The 21,022-nt window shown below is 72.5% G+C and carries 17 protein-coding genes; 14 read left to right on the top strand and 3 right to left on the bottom strand.

Going from position 1 to position 21,022, the window contains the following annotated elements; translation table 11 throughout:
* The first annotated feature begins 37 nt into the window (after positions 1-37).
* Together tig and L1785_RS01530 are read left to right on the top strand one after the other, a co-directional pair.
* The gene (tig, locus tag L1785_RS01535; protein WP_236087367.1) at positions 38-1,402 is read left to right on the top strand and encodes a trigger factor; all 1,365 of its coding nucleotides are present in this window, start codon (positions 38-40) and stop codon (positions 1,400-1,402) included.
* A 332-nt stretch (positions 1,403-1,734) separates the two neighbouring features.
* A complete protein-coding gene (locus L1785_RS01530) occupies positions 1,735-2,187 on the top strand; it encodes a hypothetical protein (RefSeq protein WP_236087366.1) in 453 nt (150 codons plus the stop codon).
* Between the two features lie 13 nt (positions 2,188-2,200).
* Here L1785_RS01530 and L1785_RS01525 read toward each other — a convergent pair whose 3' ends face one another.
* On the bottom strand, positions 2,201-3,388 hold the full coding sequence (locus L1785_RS01525; protein WP_236087365.1) for an FAD-dependent oxidoreductase: 1,188 nt from the start codon (positions 3,386-3,388) through the stop codon (positions 2,201-2,203).
* Positions 3,389-3,470: 82 nt separating this feature from the next.
* Here L1785_RS01525 and L1785_RS01520 point away from each other — a divergent pair, with 82 nt between their 5' ends.
* On the top strand, positions 3,471-4,085 hold the full coding sequence (locus L1785_RS01520; protein ID WP_236087364.1) for a TetR family transcriptional regulator: 615 nt from the start codon (positions 3,471-3,473) through the stop codon (positions 4,083-4,085).
* A 46-nt stretch (positions 4,086-4,131) separates the two neighbouring features.
* On the opposite strand, the gene L1785_RS01515 is transcribed toward L1785_RS01520, so the two are convergent.
* Both L1785_RS01515 and L1785_RS01510 read right to left on the bottom strand, forming a co-directional pair.
* Complete coding sequence (locus L1785_RS01515; RefSeq protein ID WP_236087362.1) at positions 4,132-4,911, bottom strand: hypothetical protein; 780 nt, start codon at positions 4,909-4,911, stop codon at positions 4,132-4,134.
* Positions 4,912-4,936: 25 nt separating this feature from the next.
* The gene (locus L1785_RS01510) at positions 4,937-5,461 is read right to left on the bottom strand and encodes an RNA polymerase sigma factor (RefSeq protein WP_236087361.1); all 525 of its coding nucleotides are present in this window, start codon (positions 5,459-5,461) and stop codon (positions 4,937-4,939) included.
* A gap of 138 nt (positions 5,462-5,599) precedes the next feature.
* Here L1785_RS01510 and L1785_RS01505 point away from each other — a divergent pair, with 138 nt between their 5' ends.
* The 11 genes from L1785_RS01505 (at position 5,600) to L1785_RS01455 (ending at position 20,896) form a co-directional block, all read left to right on the top strand.
* Positions 5,600-6,379 (top strand): hypothetical protein, encoded by a 780-nt coding sequence (locus L1785_RS01505; protein ID WP_236087360.1) that lies wholly within the window; start codon positions 5,600-5,602, stop codon positions 6,377-6,379.
* A 70-nt stretch (positions 6,380-6,449) separates the two neighbouring features.
* Positions 6,450-7,421 (top strand): endonuclease/exonuclease/phosphatase family protein, encoded by a 972-nt coding sequence (locus L1785_RS01500; protein ID WP_236087359.1) that lies wholly within the window; start codon positions 6,450-6,452, stop codon positions 7,419-7,421.
* 140 nt (positions 7,422-7,561) lie between these two features.
* A complete protein-coding gene (locus tag L1785_RS01495) occupies positions 7,562-7,864 on the top strand; it encodes a hypothetical protein (RefSeq protein ID WP_236087358.1) in 303 nt (100 codons plus the stop codon).
* A 99-nt stretch (positions 7,865-7,963) separates the two neighbouring features.
* Positions 7,964-9,802 (top strand): RNB domain-containing ribonuclease, encoded by a 1,839-nt coding sequence (locus L1785_RS01490; protein WP_308113225.1) that lies wholly within the window; start codon positions 7,964-7,966, stop codon positions 9,800-9,802.
* Positions 9,803-10,091: 289 nt separating this feature from the next.
* Entirely contained in the window at positions 10,092-11,771 is a 1,680-nt protein-coding gene (locus tag L1785_RS01485) for an ABC transporter substrate-binding protein (protein ID WP_236087357.1), read from the top strand.
* Between the two features lie 52 nt (positions 11,772-11,823).
* A complete protein-coding gene (locus L1785_RS01480) occupies positions 11,824-12,816 on the top strand; it encodes an ABC transporter permease (RefSeq protein WP_236087356.1) in 993 nt (330 codons plus the stop codon).
* On the top strand, positions 12,809-13,738 hold the full coding sequence (locus L1785_RS01475; protein ID WP_236087355.1) for an ABC transporter permease: 930 nt from the start codon (positions 12,809-12,811) through the stop codon (positions 13,736-13,738). The genes L1785_RS01480 and L1785_RS01475 overlap by 8 nt, the downstream gene beginning before the upstream one ends.
* Positions 13,735-14,616: an ABC transporter ATP-binding protein gene (locus tag L1785_RS01470; protein WP_236087354.1), complete on the top strand. Its 882-nt coding sequence runs from the start codon at positions 13,735-13,737 to the stop codon at positions 14,614-14,616. Before L1785_RS01475 ends, L1785_RS01470 begins: the two co-directional genes overlap by 4 nt.
* On the top strand, positions 14,616-15,452 hold the full coding sequence (locus L1785_RS01465; RefSeq protein ID WP_236087353.1) for an ATP-binding cassette domain-containing protein: 837 nt from the start codon (positions 14,616-14,618) through the stop codon (positions 15,450-15,452). The genes L1785_RS01470 and L1785_RS01465 overlap by 1 nt, the downstream gene beginning before the upstream one ends.
* Positions 15,453-15,461: 9 nt before the next feature.
* Positions 15,462-15,833 (top strand): sterol carrier family protein, encoded by a 372-nt coding sequence (locus tag L1785_RS01460; protein WP_236087351.1) that lies wholly within the window; start codon positions 15,462-15,464, stop codon positions 15,831-15,833.
* Between the two features lie 272 nt (positions 15,834-16,105).
* The gene (locus tag L1785_RS01455) at positions 16,106-20,896 is read left to right on the top strand and encodes an ExeM/NucH family extracellular endonuclease (RefSeq protein ID WP_236087349.1); all 4,791 of its coding nucleotides are present in this window, start codon (positions 16,106-16,108) and stop codon (positions 20,894-20,896) included.
* Positions 20,897-21,022 lie beyond the last annotated feature (126 nt).

Genomic DNA, 21,022 nt, shown 5'->3' with positions numbered 1-21,022 from the left:
ACGCAATCCCATTCCCCGTCCTCTGGAGACCATCGAAGTGAAGAGCGCCGTCGAGACCCTGGATCCCACCAAGGTCAAGCTGACCGTCGAGGTGGACTACGACGAGCTCAAGCCGAGCATCGACCACGCCTACAAGCACATCGCGGAGCAGGTGAACGTCCCCGGCTTCCGCAAGGGCAAGGTCCCCCCGCGCATCATCGAGCAGCGCGTCGGCTGGGGTGCGGTGATCGAGCACGCGGTGAACGATGCCCTGTCCGGTTTCTACCGCCAGGCCGCGAACGAGGCGAGCCTGCGCCCGCTCGGCCAGCCCGAGGTCGACGTGACCGAGGTCCCCGCCAAGGCCGGCGAGGGCCAGCTGAAGTTCACGGCCGAGGTCGAGGTGCGCCCGGAGATCGAGCTGCCCGAGCTCGACGGCCTGGACGTGACCGTCGAGTCGACGAGCGTGACGGACGAGGACATCGCGGAGCGCCTCGACGCGCTGCGTGAGCGCTTCGGCACGCTGGTCGGCGTCGACCGCCCGGCCGTCGACGGCGACTACATCGTCATCGACCTCAAGGCGCTCATCGGCGACGAGGAGGTCGACTCCGTCTCCGGCGTCTCCTACCAGATCGGCTCCGGCAACATGCTGGACGGTCTGGACGAGGCTCTGACCGGCCTGTCCGCCGGCGAGACCACGACCTTCCGCGCCCCGCTGGCCGGCGGCGAGCACGAGGGCCAGGAGGCCGAGGTCACGGTCACCGCCCAGACGGTCAAGCAGCGCGACCTGCCCGAGGCGGACGACGACTTCGCGCAGCTCGCCTCCGAGTTCGACACCCTCGACGAGCTGAAGGACGACCTGCGCTCGCAGGTGGCCTCCATCAAGACGTCGAACCAGGCGGTCGTCGCCCGCGACGCCCTCCTGGAGGCGCTGATCGGCGCCGTCGAGATCCCCGTCCCGAACGGCGTGGTCGAGGCCGAGGTGCACCGCCACCTCGAGTCCGAGGGCCGCCTCGAGGACGACACGCACCGCGCCGAGGTGACCGTGGACGCCACGAAGGCGATCAAGAACCAGATCCTTCTCGACACCCTCGCCGAGAAGCTGGAGATCAAGGTCGGCCAGGGCGAGCTCGTCGAGTACCTGGTGAGCGCGTCGCGCCAGTACGGCATGGACCCGAACGAGTTCATCTCGACGCTCGACCAGAACGGTCAGATCCCGTCCATGGTCGGCGAGGTCGCGCGCTCGAAGGCGCTCGCGGTCGCGCTGCGCAAGGTCGAGGTCAAGGACGCCGACGGCAGCGTCGTCGACCTGAGCGAGTTCATCGGCTCGGACGAGGACGACGCCGCACAGGAGGCCCTCGAGGCCGCCGTCGCGCAGGCCTCCGAGGCTGCCGAGGACACCGCGACGGAGTCGGCCAAGGCCTGAGAACCGCCCTGACGATGCCCGACGCCGGTCGGTCGCCTTCCGCACGGATCGCGCCCGACGGCGTCGGGCATCGTCGTCTCTCCGGACCCGGCGTGAGGCCCCTCGCTGTGGGGGGGGGCGGGGGGGGGGGGGGGGGGGGGGGGGCCCGCCCCCCCCCCCCCCCCCCCCCCCCCCCCCCCCCCCCCCGGGGCCCCCGCCCCCCCCCCCCCCCCCCCCGGCGGCCCCCCCCCCCCCCCCACCTCGCCGGCTGTAGCCTCCCCGCATGACTGACGAGGCCGCCGCGCTGGAGCGCCGCATCAAGGCGTGGCTGATCGTGTTCGTCGTGGGCCCTGGTGCTCAGCGGGGCGACGGCATTCCCGCTGGTCACCGAGATCCGGTGGGCGGACGACCTGCTCCGCGCGTGGGGCGTCGACGCCTGGCTGCCCTCGCTCACCGAGTGGATCGCCCGGGTCCGGGAGGGGCTCGAGGCGACGGACGCCCGGTACCCCTTCGTGCTCTACGGGACGGACTGGCTCGCGTTCGCGCACCTCGTCATCGCCGTGGCGTTCTGGGGGCCGTACCGCGACCCGGTGCGGAACGTGTGGGTGATCCAGTTCGGGCTGATCGCGTGCGCCGGGATCATCCCGCTCGCGCTCGTGTGCGGGCCGATCCGCGGGATCCCGTGGGGCTGGAGCCTCATCGACATGTCGTTCGGCGTCTTCGGGGCGATCCCGCTCTGGGTCGTGCTGCGGATGGTCCGGCGCCTGGAGACCCTCACGAAGGAGCCGGTCGCCGCTCTGGCGTGAGCGGCCCCGTGGATCACCGCGCGACACCGTGGACGGCCGGGTCGGGGCCCGCGCCTGGCAGCACCGGGGGCGTGTAGTCGTAGAGCCATCCGGTGGCCCGCTCGAAGACCAGCGGCACGACGAGCGGCATCACGATCTCCTGCAGCCGCAGCGCGAGGCGACTGCGGCTCTTGGCCTCGCGGTTGTCGTCGGACGCCTTGAGCATCTCGGTCACCCGCGGCCGACGCGCCAGCTCGTAGTCCTGCAGGGCTCGGAGGACGGTTGAGGAGCCGGCCAGCGCAGACCCGAGCGCGACCGCGTCCTCCAGCGCCATCGACGCTCCCTGACCAGCGCCGACCGGGTGTATCGCGTCCCCGACCAGGACGACCGTACCGTCGTGCCAGCGGGGGACGGGCGCCAGCATGTGCTGCAGCGTGGCGAGCTCCAGCGTGTCGGTGCTCGCGATCAGGTCGGCAGGCACGGGCTCGTGCCGGAAGAGGTCACCGAGCCGGCGGCGCCACTCGTCGTCGACCTGGCCGCCGAGCGCCGGTGCCGTTCGGCTCGTGACCTGCGCCTGCCACCAGACCTCGCCGGACGGCGTCGTGACGTGCAGGAAGGCCCCGTTGCGGCAGAAGGTGATCGTGAACGTCGGGTCACCGGCGGGCTGCGGCGCGCCGGCGCGCGTGCGCCCCCACACCACGTACATCCCGGCGTATCGCGGCGCGGCCAGGGCCGGGTTGAGCGCGGTGCGTGCGGTGGACCACAGGCCGTCCGCGCCGACGACGACGTCGGCCTCCTCGGTGCGCCCGCTCGCGAACAGGGCGGTGCCACCGGTCATCCCGACCAGTCGCTCACCCGTCACGATGCGTGCGCCCGCCTCGGCCGCGGCGCCGCGCAGCTCGGCGACGAGGTCCGCACGCAGGAGGGTCACGCTGTGCTCCGCGCTGTCGCCGCGTCGTCCCCGGGGGACGTCCGCGAGCAGCCGCCCCTTGCCCGAGCGCAGGTGCTGACGGGCGACGGTGAACCCGCGGGACCGGACGCGGTCCACGCAGCCGAGCGCGCCGAGGGCGCTCAGGCCGTTCGCGGCGAGGCTCACGAACGAGCCGACCCGTCCCGCCGGGTCCTCGTGCGCCTCGAGGACCACCACCTCGGCGCCCGCCCGGCGTAGCGCCACGGCGCTCGCGGCCCCGCCGACCCCTCCTCCGACCACCACTGCACGCACAGGACGCCTCCACCGAATAGTAATTCACCGAATGTTGATTCAGTATGTTGCGTGCGACGATGGGGCGTCAAGGGAGGTCAGCGTGGGTGTGCGCAAGGAGCGGGCGGACCGGACCCGGGCCGCGCTGAAGGATGCCGCGCGCCAGGTCTTCGCCGAGCGGGGATACCTGAACACGAAGATCACGGACATCACCGCCGCCGCGGGCCGCGCGACCGGCTCCTTCTACGACCACTTCGCGAGCAAGGAGGAGCTGCTCCAGGCACTCCTGGCGGACATGGAGGACCAGGCCTCCGGCGACCTCAGGTCCGAGGAGGGCACGCCCGAGCACGACCTCACCGACCCTGCCCACCTGCGCGACCACGTCCGGGTCGCCTGGCAGGTCTTCCGCGATCATCTGCCCGTCGTGGTGGCGCTCCTCCAGCAGACGATGGCGGAGCAGCCTGGCACCGGGCGGGCCTGGCAGCGCCTGGCCGCCGACACCGAGCCGCTGCGCGAGCACCTCGAGCGGGCCCGCGAGAACGGCCGCGAACTACCAGGTGACCCGGCCCTCGTGGCCGCGGCGATGGGCGGCGCCATGAGCATGCTCGGCTACGCGCTGCTCACGGCGGGCCCGAGCGGTCCGGACGTGTCCGACGACGACGTCGTCGACACCCTCACGGCGTTCTTCCTGCACGGCCTCGCCGGCCGCGAATCCTGACGCTGTCCGACGCCGGACCGCGCGCCCGGGTGCACCGCGCCGGGCGTCAGTGCGTCGTCCGCACCTCCAGCGTGACGTCCCGCCGGCTCCCGTCCCGCAACGTGAGCCTGGCCTCCCCGGTGAGGGCCTCGGCGCCGGGCGCCCAGACCGCCCACCAGCCGCCGTCGACGGACGCCTGCGCTGTCGCTCCGTCCTCGAGGATCACCTCGATCGCGGTGACGTCGGAGCCTGCCCGGCCGAACGCTGAGGTCAGGGCGCCCGCACCGGCCGCGCCGGAGGTCCACGACGTCGTGCCGAGCTGGTACGTGAGGACGTCGTCGGCGGCCGGAAGGTCCTCGTCGAGCGGCTCCGGCAGCCGCGCCGCGTTCTCGACGACGTCCCAGGCACCCGGCGCCGCGCCGACCGTGGCCAGGCACTCGCTCCAGGCGTCCTCGCCGGCCTGGACCACGTACGTGTAGTCGCCGCGCACCTCGGTCAGGACGGGCCGCACGGGCACCTCGACGATCGGCAGGCCGGGTGCGTCGTCGTCGACCCACCGCGTGACGGGCGCGCACTCGCCGGCGAGGCCGGCGGGCAGTGCGGAGGTCACCTGGGACGGCACGCGCGTCCAGGTGGCGAACGCCGTCGGCGTGCTCCACGGCGACGCCACGACGATCGCCACCCCCGCCGCGACGGCGAGGCCGGCCGACACCAGCGCCGGCCGAGCCGCCCGCGTGTGGAGCGGTACCCGGCGCCGGGTGTGGAGGATGGCCTCCAGGGCCGCGTCGTGCGGCGTGCCGGGCGAGCGAAGTCCTCGCGCCGGGTCGAGCTCGGCGACTGCCTTCATCACGGGAGAGTGCACAGTCGTCTCCTCAAACCTTGCGGCTCGGTACGGGTTGGCGGTGCGCCATCGCGTCGAGCACCTCGACCAGGTGCCGTCGCGCGCGGGTCAGGCGCACGGAGAACGTGGACGGGCGCAGCCCGAGGACCCGGGCCGCCTGCTCCGTCGTCAGCCCGTCCCAGGCCACGAGGGCGATCACCTCGCGCTCGCCTGCCGTGAGCCGGAGCCAGGCGTCCTCGAGCTCCAGCCGGTCGATGGCGACGTCGTCCGCCGACGGGCTCACCTCGACGGGCTGCCGAGCCATCCGAACGCCCAGGGCCCGCCAGCGTCCCTCGCTGCGGGTCCTGGTCGCCACGACGTTGCGCGCGACGCCGAACAGCCACGGCCGTGCGTCGTCGGGCACGTCCTCGAGCCGCCGCCACGCCACGAGGAACGTCTCGGACACCGCGTCGTCGACGAGCGCGGAGTCGAGCCGGCGCGCGACGAACCGCGTGACGTCCTCGTGGTTCGCCACCCACAACCGGGTCAGCCGGTCAGCGGCGTCACCCTGGTCCAAGCCCGCTTCTCCTTTGTTCTCCTGCGCGTACATTGCCGCCACCTGCACCTGAACTACACCACGAACGTCTCATTGTCCGGTTCGTTCGGTACCTTGGATCCACCCAAAGGGGATCAGATCGACCGGGGAGGATCGACGATGACTCGAAGACTGACGGGAAGATCGGTACTGCGGCTCGCCGCTGCGCTGGTGGGAGCGTGCGGGCTCGTCGCCGTGGCCGGCGCGACGGCGACCGCAGGGACGTCTGCGGCACGCGGGGACGGCACGGCGAGGTACGAGGTCGAGCCCGTGCCCGGAGTGCCCGTTGCGGGCAGCCCCGACGGTGTGTGGCAGGCCTGGGCGGCCGCCGACCGGCAGAAGGCGGCGAGCACCGACTGGGCTGCGGCGGCGGCCGCGCGCGGCTGCGTCCTGACGGGCGTCGAGATCGTCGACGAGGTGGACGTCGCCTACAACCGCGCGATGGGGGCGCCGGCCGACCTGGTCACCACGCGCGTGGACACCACGGAGGACTGCTCCGGCTCGCCCGCCATGGCGCCGGCCACGAAGCCGGAGGCGCAGCGAGCGACGACGGCGGACGGGATCAGCGTGCTGAGCCTCCCGTCCGGGACGCAGTGCGCCACGACAACCGGACCGGGCACGATCTGCATCTACAAGGGTTCCGGTCTGATCACGACATCCTGGGAGTACCGCGGCTCGGGCAGCGTGACGGGCTTCCTCCGCATCTACCAGATCAGCACCTCGTCCTCGGGCTGCCCGACCGGCGGTATCTGGCACACCGGCCCGAGCTCGACGTGGAGCAGCGGCCAGACCCGCTCCACCTCCAAGACGCAGACCCAGAACGGCGGGTACTCCGCACACATCTGGAAGCAGGTCACGATCGGGCACTCCGACTGGGGCTCGACCTGCGCGGTGCTCTGACGGCGTCGGCCCGGGGCCGGGCGCAGGCACGAGGTCGAGACCAGGTGGCGAAGGCCGCTACGGTTTCGGGGTGACTGCCGCCCGGCGCCTTGCCGTTGTCCTGACCTGGCTCGTCGCCCTCCCGGTCCTCGGGGTGGGCGTGGCCCGGGCCCTGCCGACCGACGAGTTCCTGCCGTTGCCGCAGGTGGTGGGGCTCGTGCCGTGGGCGGCGCTCGCCACCGTCCCGGTGCTCCTGCTGGCCGCCATCACCGGGCGACGCTTCCTCGTGGTGCTGCTCATCGTGGCGCTCGGCACCTTCGCGTTCTGGGTGTCGCCGTTCTGGTGGCCGTCGACCAGCGTGGCCGCCGACCTCGACCCGGAGGACCCCGGGACCCTGCGCGTCCTGACGGTGAACGCGCTCTACGGCAGGGTCGACGCGGACTCCGTGGTGGCCGTGGTGCGCAACGAGCACGTGGAGGTGCTCGCCGTCCAGGAGCTCACCCCCGAGCTGCGCGACCGGCTCGCCGAGGCGGGCCTGGACGAGCTCCTGCCGTACAACGTGACCGACCGGCTCGACGAGCCCGCGGCCGGCACCGGCCTGTGGGCGTCCACCGAGCTGCGCGAGGTCGATCAGGTTCCGGGCACGGCGTTCGCCATGCCGTCGGCGCTCGTGGACGCGGGCGGGACGGACGTCCGCGTCACGGTCGTGCACCCGGTGCCGCCGCTGCCGGGCAACACCGGGCAGTGGCACAGCGAGCTCGCGGCCGTCGGCGACAGCGCCCACGCGGAAGAGACGCCGCAGATCCTCCTGGGCGACTTCAACGCCACCTACGACCATGCGTCGTTCCGCGCCGTCCTGGGCGACCGCTTCCAGGACGCGACGCGCGCGTGGGGCACGGGCCCGACCGTCACCTGGCCCGTCGGCAGACAGCTCCCACCGCTGCCGCTGTTCGCGCTCGACCACGTCGTCGTGGAGCGGTCGATGCAGGTCTCCGACGTGGTGACCGTGACGGTCCCGGGGACGGACCACCGGGCGGTGCTCGCGACTGTCGGCGTCTCCTGAGCGGCACGACGCCGGTCGCTCGCCCCGGGCGCGGGAGCGTGCCTCCGGCGTCGGCCGCCTGAGACATGGCCCTTACGGGCCCCCAAGATCTACGCTGGAGATGACCCGTTCTGCCGATGACGACGCGGCGGTGACACGTCATGAGCTGGACCTTCCTCACGCGGCCGGCGCGAGTGCCCGACCCGCTGGTCACGCTGCGCCTGCAGATCCGGCTCGGCGAGCTCGCGGCCGAGCTGCGTCGCATCGAGGAGGACCCCGGCGTGTACGCCAGGGCCCACCACTGGCTCGCCGCGCAGGGCGCGTACGACGCGCTGCTGCGCGAGGCCTGCCGCCTCGCCGGCCTGCCGACGCAGGCGGCGCCCCTGCGCGCCGACGAGCGGGCCGCCGCCGACGAGCGGCTGCGGGAGGAGCTCGAGCTCAGCTCTCGCGGCTGGTCCTGGTGAGCGGCGTCGCGTAGCCCTGAGCCCTGCGCGCAGCGTGTCACCGGACGCAGCGCACGGCAGCGCGGGCGAATCGGGGCCATCCGTTCTATGTTCGGTCCCGTGCCGACACGTCAGATGCGCCTCGCGCCCGCCACCCCTCGCGCGCTGCCTGACGAGGTAGTGGGAGCCCTCGCCGCGCTGCGCACGGAGGTCGGCCTGCCGGCCATGTTCCCGCCCGAGGTGCTCGACGAGGCCCGCGAGGCCGCCGAGCGGGACGTGACCGCCGACCGGCAGGACCGCCGCGACGTCGAGCTCGTGACGATCGACCCGCCGGGGTCGATGGACCTGGACCAGGCCGTGCACGTCGCGCACTCGGGCGACGGGTACATCGTCCGGTACGCGATCGCCGACCTCGCCGCGTTCGTGACGCCGGGCGGTGCCCTCGACGCCGAGGTGAACGCCCGCGTCCAGACCGTCTACGGCCCCGACGCACGCACGCCCCTGCACCCGGTGGCGCTCTCGGAGGGCGCGGCCAGCCTGCTCCCGGACGAGGACCGCCCCGCGGTCCTGTGGACGATCGGCCTGGACGCGCACGGTGAGGTCACGTCCACGACTGTGGCCCGCGCCCTGGTCCGCAGCCGCGCCCGCCTCACCTACGACCAGGCTCAGGCGAGCCTCGACGACGGCACCGCGGCCGAGTCGCTCCAGCTCCTCGCGGACGTCGGCCGGCTGCGGCAGTCGCTCGAGCGCGAGCGGGGCGGGGTGTCGCTCGACGTGCCGGAGCAGCAGGTCGAGCAGGGGGAGGACGGCTCGTTCGCGCTGACGTTCCGCCGCACGCTCCCTGTCGAGAGCTGGAACGCCCAGATCTCCCTGCTCACGGGCATGGCGGCCGCGCGCCTCATGCAGGAGGCGGGCGTGGGGATCCTGCGCACCCTGCCCGACGCGGACCCGCGCGACCTCGCCCGCCTGCGCCGCACCGCCGCGGCTCTCGACATCGCGTGGCCCGAGGGGGTCCCGTACTCCGCGCTCGTGCCCACCCTGGAGTCACGCCTCCCGGAGCACGCCGCGTTCCTCAACGAGGCCACCTCGCTGTTCCGGGGTGCGACCTACGCGCCGTTCGGCATGCCCGGCCCGGACGGCACGCCCGTGCCGGTGCCCAAGCAGTCGCGGCACGCCGCCATCGCCGCGGACTACGCCCACGTGACGGCGCCGCTGCGCCGCCTCGTCGACCGCTACGGCACCGAGGTGTGCCTCGCCGTCGCCGCCGGGAAGTCCGTCCCGGAGTGGGTCCTGACGGCGCTCGCGGACCTGCCCAGGAGGATGGCCGAGGGCGGCCGCCGCACGTCCGGCTTCGAGCGCGCGTGCATCGACATCGTCGAGGCGGCGCTCCTGACGGGCCGCGAGGGCGAGGAGTTCGAGGGCTTCGTCGTCGACGTCGACGAGCCGCGCGCCACTCACACGCACGAACCCGGGGCGTCCGTTACCAACGAGCGCGGCCAGGTCGTCCTGCGGGACCCGGCCGTCCGCGCACGGGTCGAGGGGCCGATCCTCCCGCTCGGCGAGGAGGTCCGGGTCAAGCTGTACGAGGTGTCCGTCGCGGACCGGAAGGTCCTCTTCAGCCTCCTCGGCGGACGTCCTGCGGCACCCGCCCGGGAGGTCCCGGTGCCCGACGACGTCCGGGTCGCCCCGGGCGACCAGGTTCCCCTGGCGGGCGGTCCGGGGCGTGGAGTGCTCCCGCCCGGGACGGTGCTGCCGGCGCCGCCGGCCACGCCGCCCGGGATTGCTGCGCTCGGGATCACGCCCCCCGGGATCGCGCCGCAGGCGGCGTTCGCGGCGCCCGTCCACCCGGGAACTGTGCCGGGCCTGCCGCCGGTGCACCCGTCCGGCGAGATGCCGCTGGCGTCCTTCGACATGCCGCTGGAGGACCCGGGCGAGCTGCCCGCTTCTTTCCACTGGTGATGGCTTCACCAGCCTTGAGCGAGCCGGCCGTGCTCGATCACGAGCCGTAGCTCGGCCTCGTGAGCGAGCGCGTCGCCGGGCGAGACCCCGTCTCGAGCGGGCGAGTTTCCGCGGACCAGGAGCGATCCGGCATCTCGTGATGCAGGTCACTCATATCTCAATTCCGTAACTATAACGTTTTCCAACGACATACCCCCTCCCGCTCGTCGCCAATCTTTAGTTAGGTCTCCTTCCGTACGAACGGTGGAACCGCGCGACGCCGTCGCGCCGCCGACGCGAGAGGAACGACATGACCCGACCACGTGCCCGCAGGGGGATGCTCCTTGCCGCCGCGCTCACCACTGTCACGCTTCTGGCCGCCGGCTGTTCCGGCCCTGCGGAGTCCGACGAGGGACCCGTCGACACCACGCTGAACGTGTGGGCCGGCAGCCAGACCCCCATCACCGCGAACTTCAACCCCTACGCGCCCACCGTGCTGCACGGCGCGCTCGGCCCGGTCTACGAGACGCTCTTCTTCTACAACAAGGCCGGCGGCGGCGACCCCGTGCCGATGCTCGGCGAGTCGTTCGCCTGGAACGAGGACGGCACCGTCCTCACGATCACGATCCGTGAGGGCGTCCAGTGGAGCGACGGCGAGGACTTCACCGTCGACGACGTCATCTACTCGCTGACGAACGAGGTCGGCAGGTCGGCGAACCTCGTCTCCGCCGAGGCGAGCGACGACACCACCGTCGTCGTCACGTATGACTCGCCGCAGTTCACCAACGAGGCCGCGATCCTCGGCGGCGCGTGGATGCTGCCCGAGCACGTCTGGGCCGAGAAGTCGGTCGAGGAGGCCACCACCTGGGCCAACGAGGCGCCCGTGGGCACCGGCCCCTACACCGTCGACACCGTCTCCGAGGCGTCCTACACGCTCGTCGCCAACGAGAACTACTGGCAGGAGGGCAAGCCGGCGGTCGCGAAGGTGCGATACCTCGGCATCGACGCCAACGCCTCCGCCGAGGACCTGCTCAAGTCGGGTGACCTCGACTGGACCGGCATGTTCGTTCCCGACCCCGAGGGCGTCGCCGCTGCCGGCGGCCCCACGGGCTACGTGAACACGCCGCAGGACCCGACCGTGCTGTACACCTGCGCGAACGCGGACCTCGGCTGCAAGGGCCCGCAGACGGACGTGGCGGTGCGTCAGGCGATCAACATCGCCATCGACCGCGGCACCATCAACGACAAGGCGTTCGTCGGCCTGGCCGCCCCGATCTCGCCCACCTACGCGCTCCTCGGCCGGGACGACCAGTGGATCGCCCCCGACGTCGAGAAGGAGAGCCCGCAGAGCGGCGACCCGGAGGCCGCTGCGGCGATCCTCGAGGAGGCCGGCTACACCCTGGGCGCCGACGGCGTCTACGAGAAGGACGGGGTCAAGGTCGAGCTGACCCTCACGTCCGTCGAGGGCTGGACGGACTACAACGACGCCGCGAAGCTGATCGCGGAGCAGGTGGCGGCCGCCGGCATCAAGGTCACGGCGAGCACGGCCACGTGGCAGGAGTTCTCCGACTCGCGCCAGTCGGGCAACTTCCAGCTCATCATGGGCGGCATCATCGGCACGGCTGTGGCCGACCCGTTCCAGATCTACCGCGACTGGTTCTCGGGCGAGTACACCCAGCCGGTCGACACGCAGCTCGAGGCCGGCGAGTGGAACTTCACGCGCTACTCGAACCCCGTGGTCGACGCGGCGGTCGCGCAGGCCGCGGCCGCGTCCGACGAGCAGACCAAGATGGACGCGTACGCGGAGATCCAGCACGAGATCACCCGAGACCTGCCGTACATCCCGCTCGTGATCAACGCGACGCAGACGTTCTACAACGACACCGAGTTCACCGGCTGGCCCACCGACGAGGACCTCTACGCGTTCCCGCCGTCGTGGGGCTCCGTCTCCGCCGGCTTCATCCTGGCAAACCTGGAGCCGGTCGAGTGATGACGAGGACCCGAGGAGGAGCCGCGACGGTGCGGACGGATGGGAGCGACACGTGAGGTACTACCTGCGACGGGCCGCCTTCTACGCGATCACCGTGTGGGCCGCCATCTCCCTGAACTTCCTGATCCCCCGGCTCATGCCGGGCGACCCCGCCGACATCATGCTGGCCAAGATGGCCCGCAGCGGCGAGGTCGCCCCCGGCGTCGAGCGCACCATCCGGCTCCTCCTCGGGTCCGACACGAACCAGACCCCCTGGGAGCAGTACGTCGCGTACTGGGGCAGCCTGCTCCGGGGCGACCTGGGGGTCTCGGTCACCAAGTTCCCCACCCCGGTGACGGAGCTCATCAGCGCCGCCCTGCCATGGTCGATCGGGCTGCTCGGCCTCGCGACGGTCATCTCGTTCGTCCTCGGCATCGCGGCGGGTGCGTGGATCGGCTGGAGGCGCGGCACCTGGGTGGACCACATCATCCCCGGCTCCACGCTGCTGCAGTCTCTGCCGTACTTCTGGGTGGCGCTGCTGCTCGTCTACGGCTTCGCGGTGGTCAACCCGTGGTTCCCCCGCATCGGCGGCTACGACGTGTTCACGTTCGACGGACCTGAGGCCACCGCGGAGTTCGTGGGATCGGTCATCTACCACGGCGTCCTGCCGGCGCTGACCGTGGTGCTGTCGTCGTTCGGCGGCTGGCTCCTCGGGATGCGCAACATGATGGTGTCCACCCTGTCGGAGGACTACATCACCACTGCCGAGGCCAAGGGCCTGCGGCGCTCCCGGATCCTGATCGGGTACGCCGTCCGCAACGCGGCCCTCCCGTCCATCGCGGGCTTCGGCATCTCGCTCGCGTTCGTGGTCACGGGCGCGATCGTCATGGAGCAGGTCTTCACCTACCCCGGCCTCGGCAAGCTCATGATCACCGCCGTCCAGGGCAACGACTTCGCCCTCATGCAGGGCCTGTTCCTGGTCATCACCCTCACCGTGCTCGCGGCGACGTTCCTCATGGACATCGTCTACGGCTTCGTCGACCCGAGGACGCGTCTCAATGGCTGAGTACCGGATCCTTCCCCCTCGCTCCGAGAAGCTCCTCGCGGGGCTCTTCATCACCGGCGGCATCGTGCTGTTCGCCGTCGTGGCGCCGTTCCTCGTCCAGGACCCCCGGTTCTCCGGGAACGACGCGTTCCTGCCGCCCAGCGCGGACCACCTGCTCGGCACCACGAAGCTGGGCTACGACGTGCTGGCGCAGCTCGCGCACGGCGCCCGCGGCTCGCTCCTCGTGGGCCTCGCCGCCGCCGCCATCGCGATCGCGCTGTCGCTGATCTTCGGGATCTTCGCCGGCTACGCGGGCGGCTGGACCGACGAGGTCCTCACCATGGTCACCAACATCATGCTCGTCATCCCCGGTCTGCCGCTGGTCATGGTGATCGCCGTCTACGCGCAGAGCCGCAGCCTCTGGCTCGTGGCCTTCATCCTCGGCATCACCGGCTGGGCCGGCTCCGCGGTGGTGCTGCGCTCGCAGGCCCGGTCCCTGCGGTCTCGCGACTACGTCGAGGCGTCGCAGGTGGCCGGCGAGCGGACCTGGCGGATCCTCCTCGTCGAGATCCTGCCGAACCTCCTGCCGCTCCTCGCGGCCCAGTTCCTGTTCGCCGTGGTGTTCGCGATCCTCGGCGAGGCGGGCCTGTCCTTCATCGGGCTCGGCCCCAACGGCTCCATCACCTGGGGGACCATGATCACGGAAGCGTACGGCGGCAACGCGATGTCCGCGGGCGCCTGGTGGTGGTTCGTACCGCCGGGGCTGCTCATCGCCGTCTTCGGCGCCGGCCTCTCGCTCGTCAACTTCTCCATCGACGAGGTGGTCAACCCCAAGCTCCGCGTCGTCGCGGAGACGGGCGACCGGCGTCGGGCACCCGAGGCAGCCGCCCCCGCCGCCGCTCCCGTGCAGCCCGCCGAGCCGAAGGCGGAGGTGACCGCATGACCACCCCCGTGCTGACCGCCCAGGGCGTGTCGATCGAGTACCGGACCACGCCCGTGGTCCGCGCGGTGCGCGACGTGTCGCTCACCCTGCACCGAGGCGAGATCCTCGGGCTCGCCGGCGAGTCCGGGTGCGGCAAGACCACGTTCGCCTACGGGCTCACGCGCCTCCTGAAGTCCCCGGCCGTCCTGACGTCGGGCGAGGTCGTGTTCCACGACCGCGTCGGAGGCGACGTGGACGTCGCTGCGCTCGACGGCGACGCGCTGCGCGCGTTCCGCTGGGACAAGGTCTCCATGGTGTTCCAGGGCGCGATGAACTCGCTCAACCCGGTCATCACCGTGCGGGCCCAGATCGACGACGTCCTCACGACGCACCGGCCCGGGATGCCCCGCGCCGAGCGCGCGGAGCGGGCCGCCGAGCTCCTGCGCCTCGTCGGCGTGGACCCGGGGCGTCTCGACAGCTACGCCCACCAGCTGTCGGGCGGAATGCGCCAGCGCGTCATGATCGCCATGGCCCTCGCGCTGAACCCGCAGGTCATGATCATGGACGAGCCCACCACCGCGCTCGACGTCGTGGTCCAGCGCGAGATCCTGCGCGAGATCATGCGCCTGCGCGAGCAGTTCGGGTTCGCGGTCGTGTTCATCACCCACGACCTGCCGCTCCTGCTCGAGATCAGCGACCGGATCGCCGTGATGCTCGACGGCGAGATCGTCGAGCTCGACACCGCCGAGAACATCTACGAGCGTCCGCAGCACGCGTACACCCAGCGACTGCTGGAGTCGTTCCCCAGCCTCACGGGCGAGCGAGGCGGCTTCGTGCGGACGGGTGCCCCGGCCGGATCGCCGAGCACGGCCGACATCACCGTCGAAGGGACCGTCTGATGGGAACGCTCGAGGTCCGCAACCTCGTCAAGGACTTCCGCGTGGGCCACGGCTTCCGGCGCTCGCGGCTGCGCGCGGTGGACGACGTCTCGTTCACGCTGGAGGCGGGAAAGACCGTCGCGCTCGTGGGCGAGTCCGGGTCGGGCAAGTCGACGGTGGCCCGCACGCTCGCGCGGCTCGAGACCCCGACGTCCGGGGAGATCCTGCTCGACGGCCGCCCGGTGTCGGGCAGCCGCACCGCCATGCGTGCGTACCGGCACGACGTGCAGATGGTCTTCCAGGACCCCTTCGCCTCGCTCAACCCGTTCCACACGGTGGCGCACCACCTGGAGCGACCGCTCGAGCTGCACGGTGTGGCGCGCGGGCGCGGGGCCGTGGCCGAGCAGGTCGCCGGCCTCCTCGAGCGCGTGTCCCTCACACCCGCCGACGTCTATGCGGCGAAGCGGCCGCACGAGATGTCGGGCGGCCAGCGCCAGCGCGTCGCGATCGCGCGCGCCCTGGCGCCCGGCGCCCGGTTCCTCGTGGCCGACGAGCCCGTCTCGATGCTGGACGTCTCGATCCGGCTGGGGGTGCTCAACCTCCTGGCATGCCTGCAGCGGGAGGAGAACCTCGGCGTCCTGTACATCACCCACGACCTCGCGACGGCCCGCCACTTCAGCGACGAGATCCTCGTGATGTACCGGGGCCAGGTGGTGGAGCGGGGGCCGTCCGACCAGGTCATCCTCGATCCCCAGCACGCCTACACGAAGACGCTGCTCGCAGCGGCGCCGGACCCGGCGCGGCACGGCAGGCTCCGGGACGAGGTCCGGGCGGAGCTCGCCGGGGAGCGCGCCTAGGCTCTTGCCGTGCCTGCCCGACGCCGGACTCCTCCCCCCGTAGGTCGCCTCGCCCTGGGTGCGTGGTCGCGGGGGGAGGCGACCCGCACCGACCTGACGACCGCCGTCCGCTTCACGCTCGAGGAGCTCGCGGACGTGGCTCCCGGCTCGTCCGTGGAGGTGCGGGTCCCGCCGGCCGGCGCCGTGCAGGCCGTCGAGGGACCCCGGCACACCCGGGGGACGCCGCCCAACGTGGTGGAGACGGACCCCGAGACGTGGCTCGGACTCGTGACCGGCCGGGTGGCCTGGGCCGACGCCGTCGACGACGGGCGGGTCCGGGCGTCGGGGGAGCGCGCGGACCTGTCGGGACTGCTGCCACTGCAGGCGGCCCGGGAGCGGTGACGCGCCGCCGCGCGCCCGGTGCGGGGTGCGTCGGCGCCGCCGCGCGTTCTTCACCCGCGTGTTGGTCCGTGCGTGTCGGTGGCCGCCGATACCCTCGGGCTCACACCCCGCCGTGGTGCTCCGGCGGGCGGAGCTTGACTCGTTCCGGCGACGTCGAAGAAACAGCGTTTCCGGGATGGTGTCCCGCCCGTAACCAGCGGTTCACAGCGCTGTGGTTGGTTGGTGCCGCCTCTGACCGGCCCCTACTCTCCCTTACTGAAGAAGGAGTCAGCGTGACACCCAGCACGCTCCGATCCTCGCGACAAGGGCGGGCCGTCTCAGCGGCCCTGTCCGCGTCGCTCGCCCTGCCCGCGACGCTGGTGCTCGCGCTGCCGGCGGACGCCGCTCCGTCACCCGGCTCCCCCCTTGTGATCAACGAGGTGTACGGCGGCGGCGGCAACAGCGGTGCGGCCTTCAACCAGGACTTCGTCGAGCTGTACAACCCGACGGACGCTCCGCTGTCCCTGGACGGCTGGTCGCTCCAGTACGCCTCCGCCACGGGCACATGGGCGAACGGCTCGCAGACCAACCTCACCGGTACGGTCGCGCCCGGCGGCTCCTTCCTCGTCGCTCAGGCCCTCGGCTCCAACACGGCGCTGCCTTCGCTCCCGACGCCGGACGCCACGGGCACCATCGCGATGTCGGGCACGGGTGCCAAGGTGGCCCTGGTCAGCTCGACGACCCGGCTCGGCTGCGCGGGTCTCGCCTGCGCCACGGACCCCGCAGTCGTGGACCTGGTGGGCTGGGGCGCCACGGCGAGCTCGTACGCCGGCTCGGCGCCGGCCCCCGCGACCACGAACGCCACGTCGGTCTCGCGCGACGCCGCGCACACCAACACGGCCGACAACGCCGCCGACTTCACGGCGGGCGCGCCCACCCCGGCCAACGCCGGTGACGGCGGCTCGGAGCCGACGCCGACGCCCACCCCGACGCCGACCCCCACCCCGACGCCCACGCCGACCCCGAGCCCGACCGAGCCGGCCGGCGTCACGCCGATCGCCGACATCCAGGGCACGGGTGCCGCCTCCCCGCTGGTGGGGCAGACCGTCACCGCCGAGGGCGTGGTCACGGCCGCGTACCCGTCGGGCGGCATCAACGGCTACGTCATCCAGACGGCCGGCACCGGCGGCGCGATCGACCCGGCGACGCACACGGCGTCGGACGCCGTCTTCGTCTTCTCGTCCTCGACCGACGACCTGGTCGCCGTGGGCGACCTGGTGCGCGTCACCGGTGCCGTGAGCGAGTTCAGCGGGCTCACCGAGATCACGGTGACGAGCACCGCGGGCCTGCAGGTCGTGGGCACCGGCTCCGTCACCCCGGCCGTGCTGCCGTGGCCCGCCACGGGCGCCGTCCGCGAGTCGCTCGAGTCGATGCTGTACGACGCCGGCGACGACTGGACCGTCTCCAACACCTTCAGCACGAACCAGTACGCCGAGGTCGGTCTCGCCTTCGGCGACGGCCCGCTGCTCCAGCCGACCGACGTGGCCCGCCCGAGCACGCCGGAGGCCGCGGCCCAGGCCGCCGAGAACACCGCCCGTGCGGTGACCCTCGACGACGGCGCGTCGGTGAACTACCTGTCGGCCGCCAACTCCGGCCTCACGCCGCCGTACGTCTCCCTGAGCAGCCCGGTCCGCGTGGGCGCGTCGGTGGACTTCACGGAGCCGGTGATCGTCGACTACCGCAACAACGCGTGGAAGCTGAACCCGACGCGTCAGGTGACGGCCGGCGGCGCCGCTCCGGCGGCCTTCGAGAACGACCGCACGGCCGCCCCCGAGGCGGTGGGCGGTGACGTCTCCGTCGCCTCGTTCAACGTGCTGAACTACTTCACCACGCTGGGTGAGCAGGTCACCGGCTGCACCTCGTTCAACGACCGCACCGGCGACCCGGTCACGGTCAACTCCTGCCCGGGCTCCGGCCCGCGCGGCGCCTACGAGGCCGAGGACCTGGCACGTCAGCAGGCCAAGATCGTCGCCGCGATCAACGCGCTCGACGCCGACGTGGTCGGCCTCCTCGAGATCGAGAACTCGGTCAAGGTGGACGGCGTGGCGGACGAGGCCACGGCCACGCTCGTCGCGGCCCTCAACGCCGCCGCGGGCTCCGAGAAGTGGGCGTACGTGCCGTCGTCGGCCGAGCTGCCCGCCGCCTCGGAGATGGACGTCATCACCAACGCGATCATCTACCAGCCGGCCGCCGTCGAGCGGGTCGGCGAGTCTCGCGCGCTCGGGACGCAGAGCTCCGCGGGCGGCGCGTTCGACAACGCACGTGAGCCCCTGGGCCAGGCCTTCGCCCCCGTGGGCGGTGGCGCGACCGTCTTCGTCTCGGTCAACCACTTCAAGTCGAAGGGCTCGGCCGGTCCGTGGCCCGGCGACGCCGACGCGGGCGACGGCCAGGGCGCGTCCAACGAGTCTCGCGTCCGCCAGGCCACCGCGCTGCGGGACTGGGTCGCCTCCGTGACGGAGCCGGGCCAGCCGGTCGCGCTCGTCGGCGACTTCAACGCCTACACGAAGGAGGACCCGCTGCAGGTCCTCTACGACGTGGGCTACACCGACGCCGAGTCGACCCTGGCCGCGGGCCAGCACTCCTACTCCTTCAGCGGCCTGTCCGGCTCGCTCGACCACGTGCTCCTCAACGGCGCGGCCCTCGAGCTGGCCACCGGCGCGGACGTGTGGGAGATCAACGCCGAGGAGTCCATCGCGCTGGAGTACAGCCGGTACAACTACCACGGCACGCTGTTCTACGACGAGAGCCCGTTCCGGTCGTCCGACCACAACCCGGCGGTCGTCGGGCTCGACCTGGTGCCGGACCCGGTCGACATCGACGTCGTGAACATCAACGACTTCCACGGGCGGATCGACGCCAACACGGTGAAGTTCGCCGGGACGGTTGAGGGCATCCGGGCGCAGAACCCCGAGGGCACGGTCTTCGTGTCGGCCGGTGACAACATCGGTGCCTCGCTGTTCGCCTCCGCGTTGCAGCAGGACACCCCGACGCTCGACGTGCTGGACGCGCTCGACCTGGCCACGTCCGCGGTGGGCAACCACGAGTTCGACCAGGGCTTCGCGGACCTCACGGGCCGTGTCGAGGAGAGCACCGACTTCGACCATCTCGGCGCGAACGTGTACCTCGCGGCCACCGGTGAGCCGGCCCTGCCGGGCTACGAGGTGGTCGAGGCCGACGGTGTCCGGATCGGTTTCGTCGGCGTCGTCACCGAGGAGACGCCCACCCTCGTCACGCCGTCCGGCGTGGCGGGGCTGGCGTTCGGCGACCCGGTCGCGGCGCTCAACCGCGTGACGGGTGAGCTGCTCGACGGCGACCCGGCCAACGGCGAGGCCGACCTGGTGGTCGCCCTGGCGCACGACGGCGCGAGCGCCGGCACGCCCGACGGCTCCACGATCGAGGAGGAGATCGCGGCCGGCGGCCCGTTCGCCCGGCTCGTCACCGAGACCGACCCGCGCGTGGCAGCCATCCTCACCGGCCACACCCACAAGCAGTACGCGTGGGACGCCCCGCTCCCCGGTGTCGAGGGAGCGACCCGCCCGATCATCCAGACGGGCAATTACGGCGAGTTCCTCGGTCACATCTCGCTGACCGTCGACCCGCAGACGTTCGAGGTGCTCGACTACACGGTCGCGAACGTGGCCCGCACCACGACCGCGGACGCGACCCTGGTCGCCACCTACCCGCGCGTCGCCGAGGTCAAGACGATCGTCGACGCCGCGCTGGCCCAGGCGGCCGTCATCGGCGCCCACCCGGTCGGCAAGGTCACGGCCGACGTCACGACCGCCTTCGCCGGCGGCTCGTACGTCGACGGCGTGTGGAGCGGCGGGGGGCGTGACGACCGCGCCTCCGAGTCGGCGCTCGGCAACCTGGTCGCGAGCTCGCTCCGCGACACGCTCGCCGACGAAGCCCGCGGCGGCGCCGACATCGGCGTCGTCAACCCGGGTGGCCTGCGCAACGAGCTGTACTTCGGGGCGGACGGCGTCATCACGTACGCCGAGGCGAACGCGGTGCTGCCGTTCGTGAACAACCTGTGGACCACCACGCTCACGGGCGCCCAGCTCGACGAGCTGCTGGAGCAGCAGTGGCAGACGGACGCGGCGGGCAACCGCCCCTCGCGCCCGTACCTGGCGCTCGGCCTGTCGGACAACGTGTCCTACACGGTCCGTACCGCGGACCGGCTGGCCACGCCGGGCGACAACGTCACGTCGATCACGATCGACGGCGTGCCGGTGGACCCGACGGCGGAGTACCGCGTCGCGACGTTCTCCTTCCTGATCTCCGGTGGCGACAACTTCCGCGCGTTCACGGCAGGCACGGACGCCCGTGACTCGGGCCTCGTCGACCGCGAGGCCTGGATCGACTACCTGCAGGACAACTCGCCGATCACGCCGTCGTTCGCCCGCACGCGGGCCGTCGTGGACGAGCTTCCCGGCACCGTCACCGCCGGCGAGAGCCTCTCGGTGGCGGTCTCCGGCCTCGACCTCACGTCACTGGGCGCCCCGGCGAACACCTCGGTCGCGGCGTTCCTCGCCCCGGCCGGCGGCTCCGTGGCCGACGGCGTGGCGCTGGGCTCCTTCCCGGCGTCCGGCGGCGCGGCGGCGGTGTCCGCCGTCGTCCCGGAGGGGACCGCGGCGGGCGCGTACACGCTGTACGTCGACGCCGACCCGAGCGGCACGCTGGTCAGCCTGCCCGTGACCGTCGCGGCCCCGCCCGTCCCCGAGTGGGACCGCAAGGCCGTGTACACGGCGGGCGACCAGGTCACGTACGACGGGAGCGTCTACACCGCGCTGTGGTGGACGCGGAACCAGGTCCCGGGTGCCTCCCCGTGGGGCGCGTGGGCCGAGGTCGGCGCGTCCGTGACCTGCGCGTCCGGCACGTACCTCGAGTGGACCCGGTCGTGGGTGTACCGCGGTGGCGAGACCGTGGTGCACGCCGGTCACCTGTGGCAGGCGAAGTGGTACAGCCGCAACCAGGAGCCGGGCACCTCGCCGTGGGGCCCGTGGCAGGACCTGGGCGCCTGCTGACCCAACCAGACTGCGGACCCACGTGCTGAAGTAGTCGGGATGTCGTCGCGCCAGGCGACCATCCGGCCGCTCGTTCCTCGCGGCCTCCCGCCAGGCCCATCCAGCCTGGCGCGACGACATCCAGAC

It is taken from the genome of Antribacter soli, from assembly GCF_021568775.1.
Classification (GTDB): Bacteria; Actinomycetota; Actinomycetes; order Actinomycetales; family Cellulomonadaceae; genus Antribacter; species Antribacter soli.
The sequence above is the reverse complement of the archived record's forward strand: the minus strand, read 5'-3'. Positions and strand labels throughout refer to the sequence as shown.

Excerpts from the sequence above, each read along its gene's own strand:
- L1785_RS01475 (WP_236087355.1), top strand. The coding sequence starts at position 12,809 with ATGGCTGAGTACCGGATCCTTCCCCCTCGCTCCGAGAAGCTCCTCGCG.
- L1785_RS01495 (WP_236087358.1), top strand. The coding sequence starts at position 7,562 with ATGAGCTGGACCTTCCTCACGCGGCCGGCGCGAGTGCCCGACCCGCTG.
- L1785_RS01515 (WP_236087362.1), bottom strand. The coding sequence starts at position 4,911 with ATGAAGGCAGTCGCCGAGCTCGACCCGGCGCGAGGACTTCGCTCGCCC.
- L1785_RS01470 (WP_236087354.1), top strand. The coding sequence starts at position 13,735 with ATGACCACCCCCGTGCTGACCGCCCAGGGCGTGTCGATCGAGTACCGG.
- L1785_RS01505 (WP_236087360.1), top strand. The coding sequence starts at position 5,600 with ATGACTCGAAGACTGACGGGAAGATCGGTACTGCGGCTCGCCGCTGCG.
- L1785_RS01465 (WP_236087353.1), top strand. The coding sequence starts at position 14,616 with ATGGGAACGCTCGAGGTCCGCAACCTCGTCAAGGACTTCCGCGTGGGC.
- L1785_RS01485 (WP_236087357.1), top strand. The coding sequence starts at position 10,092 with ATGACCCGACCACGTGCCCGCAGGGGGATGCTCCTTGCCGCCGCGCTC.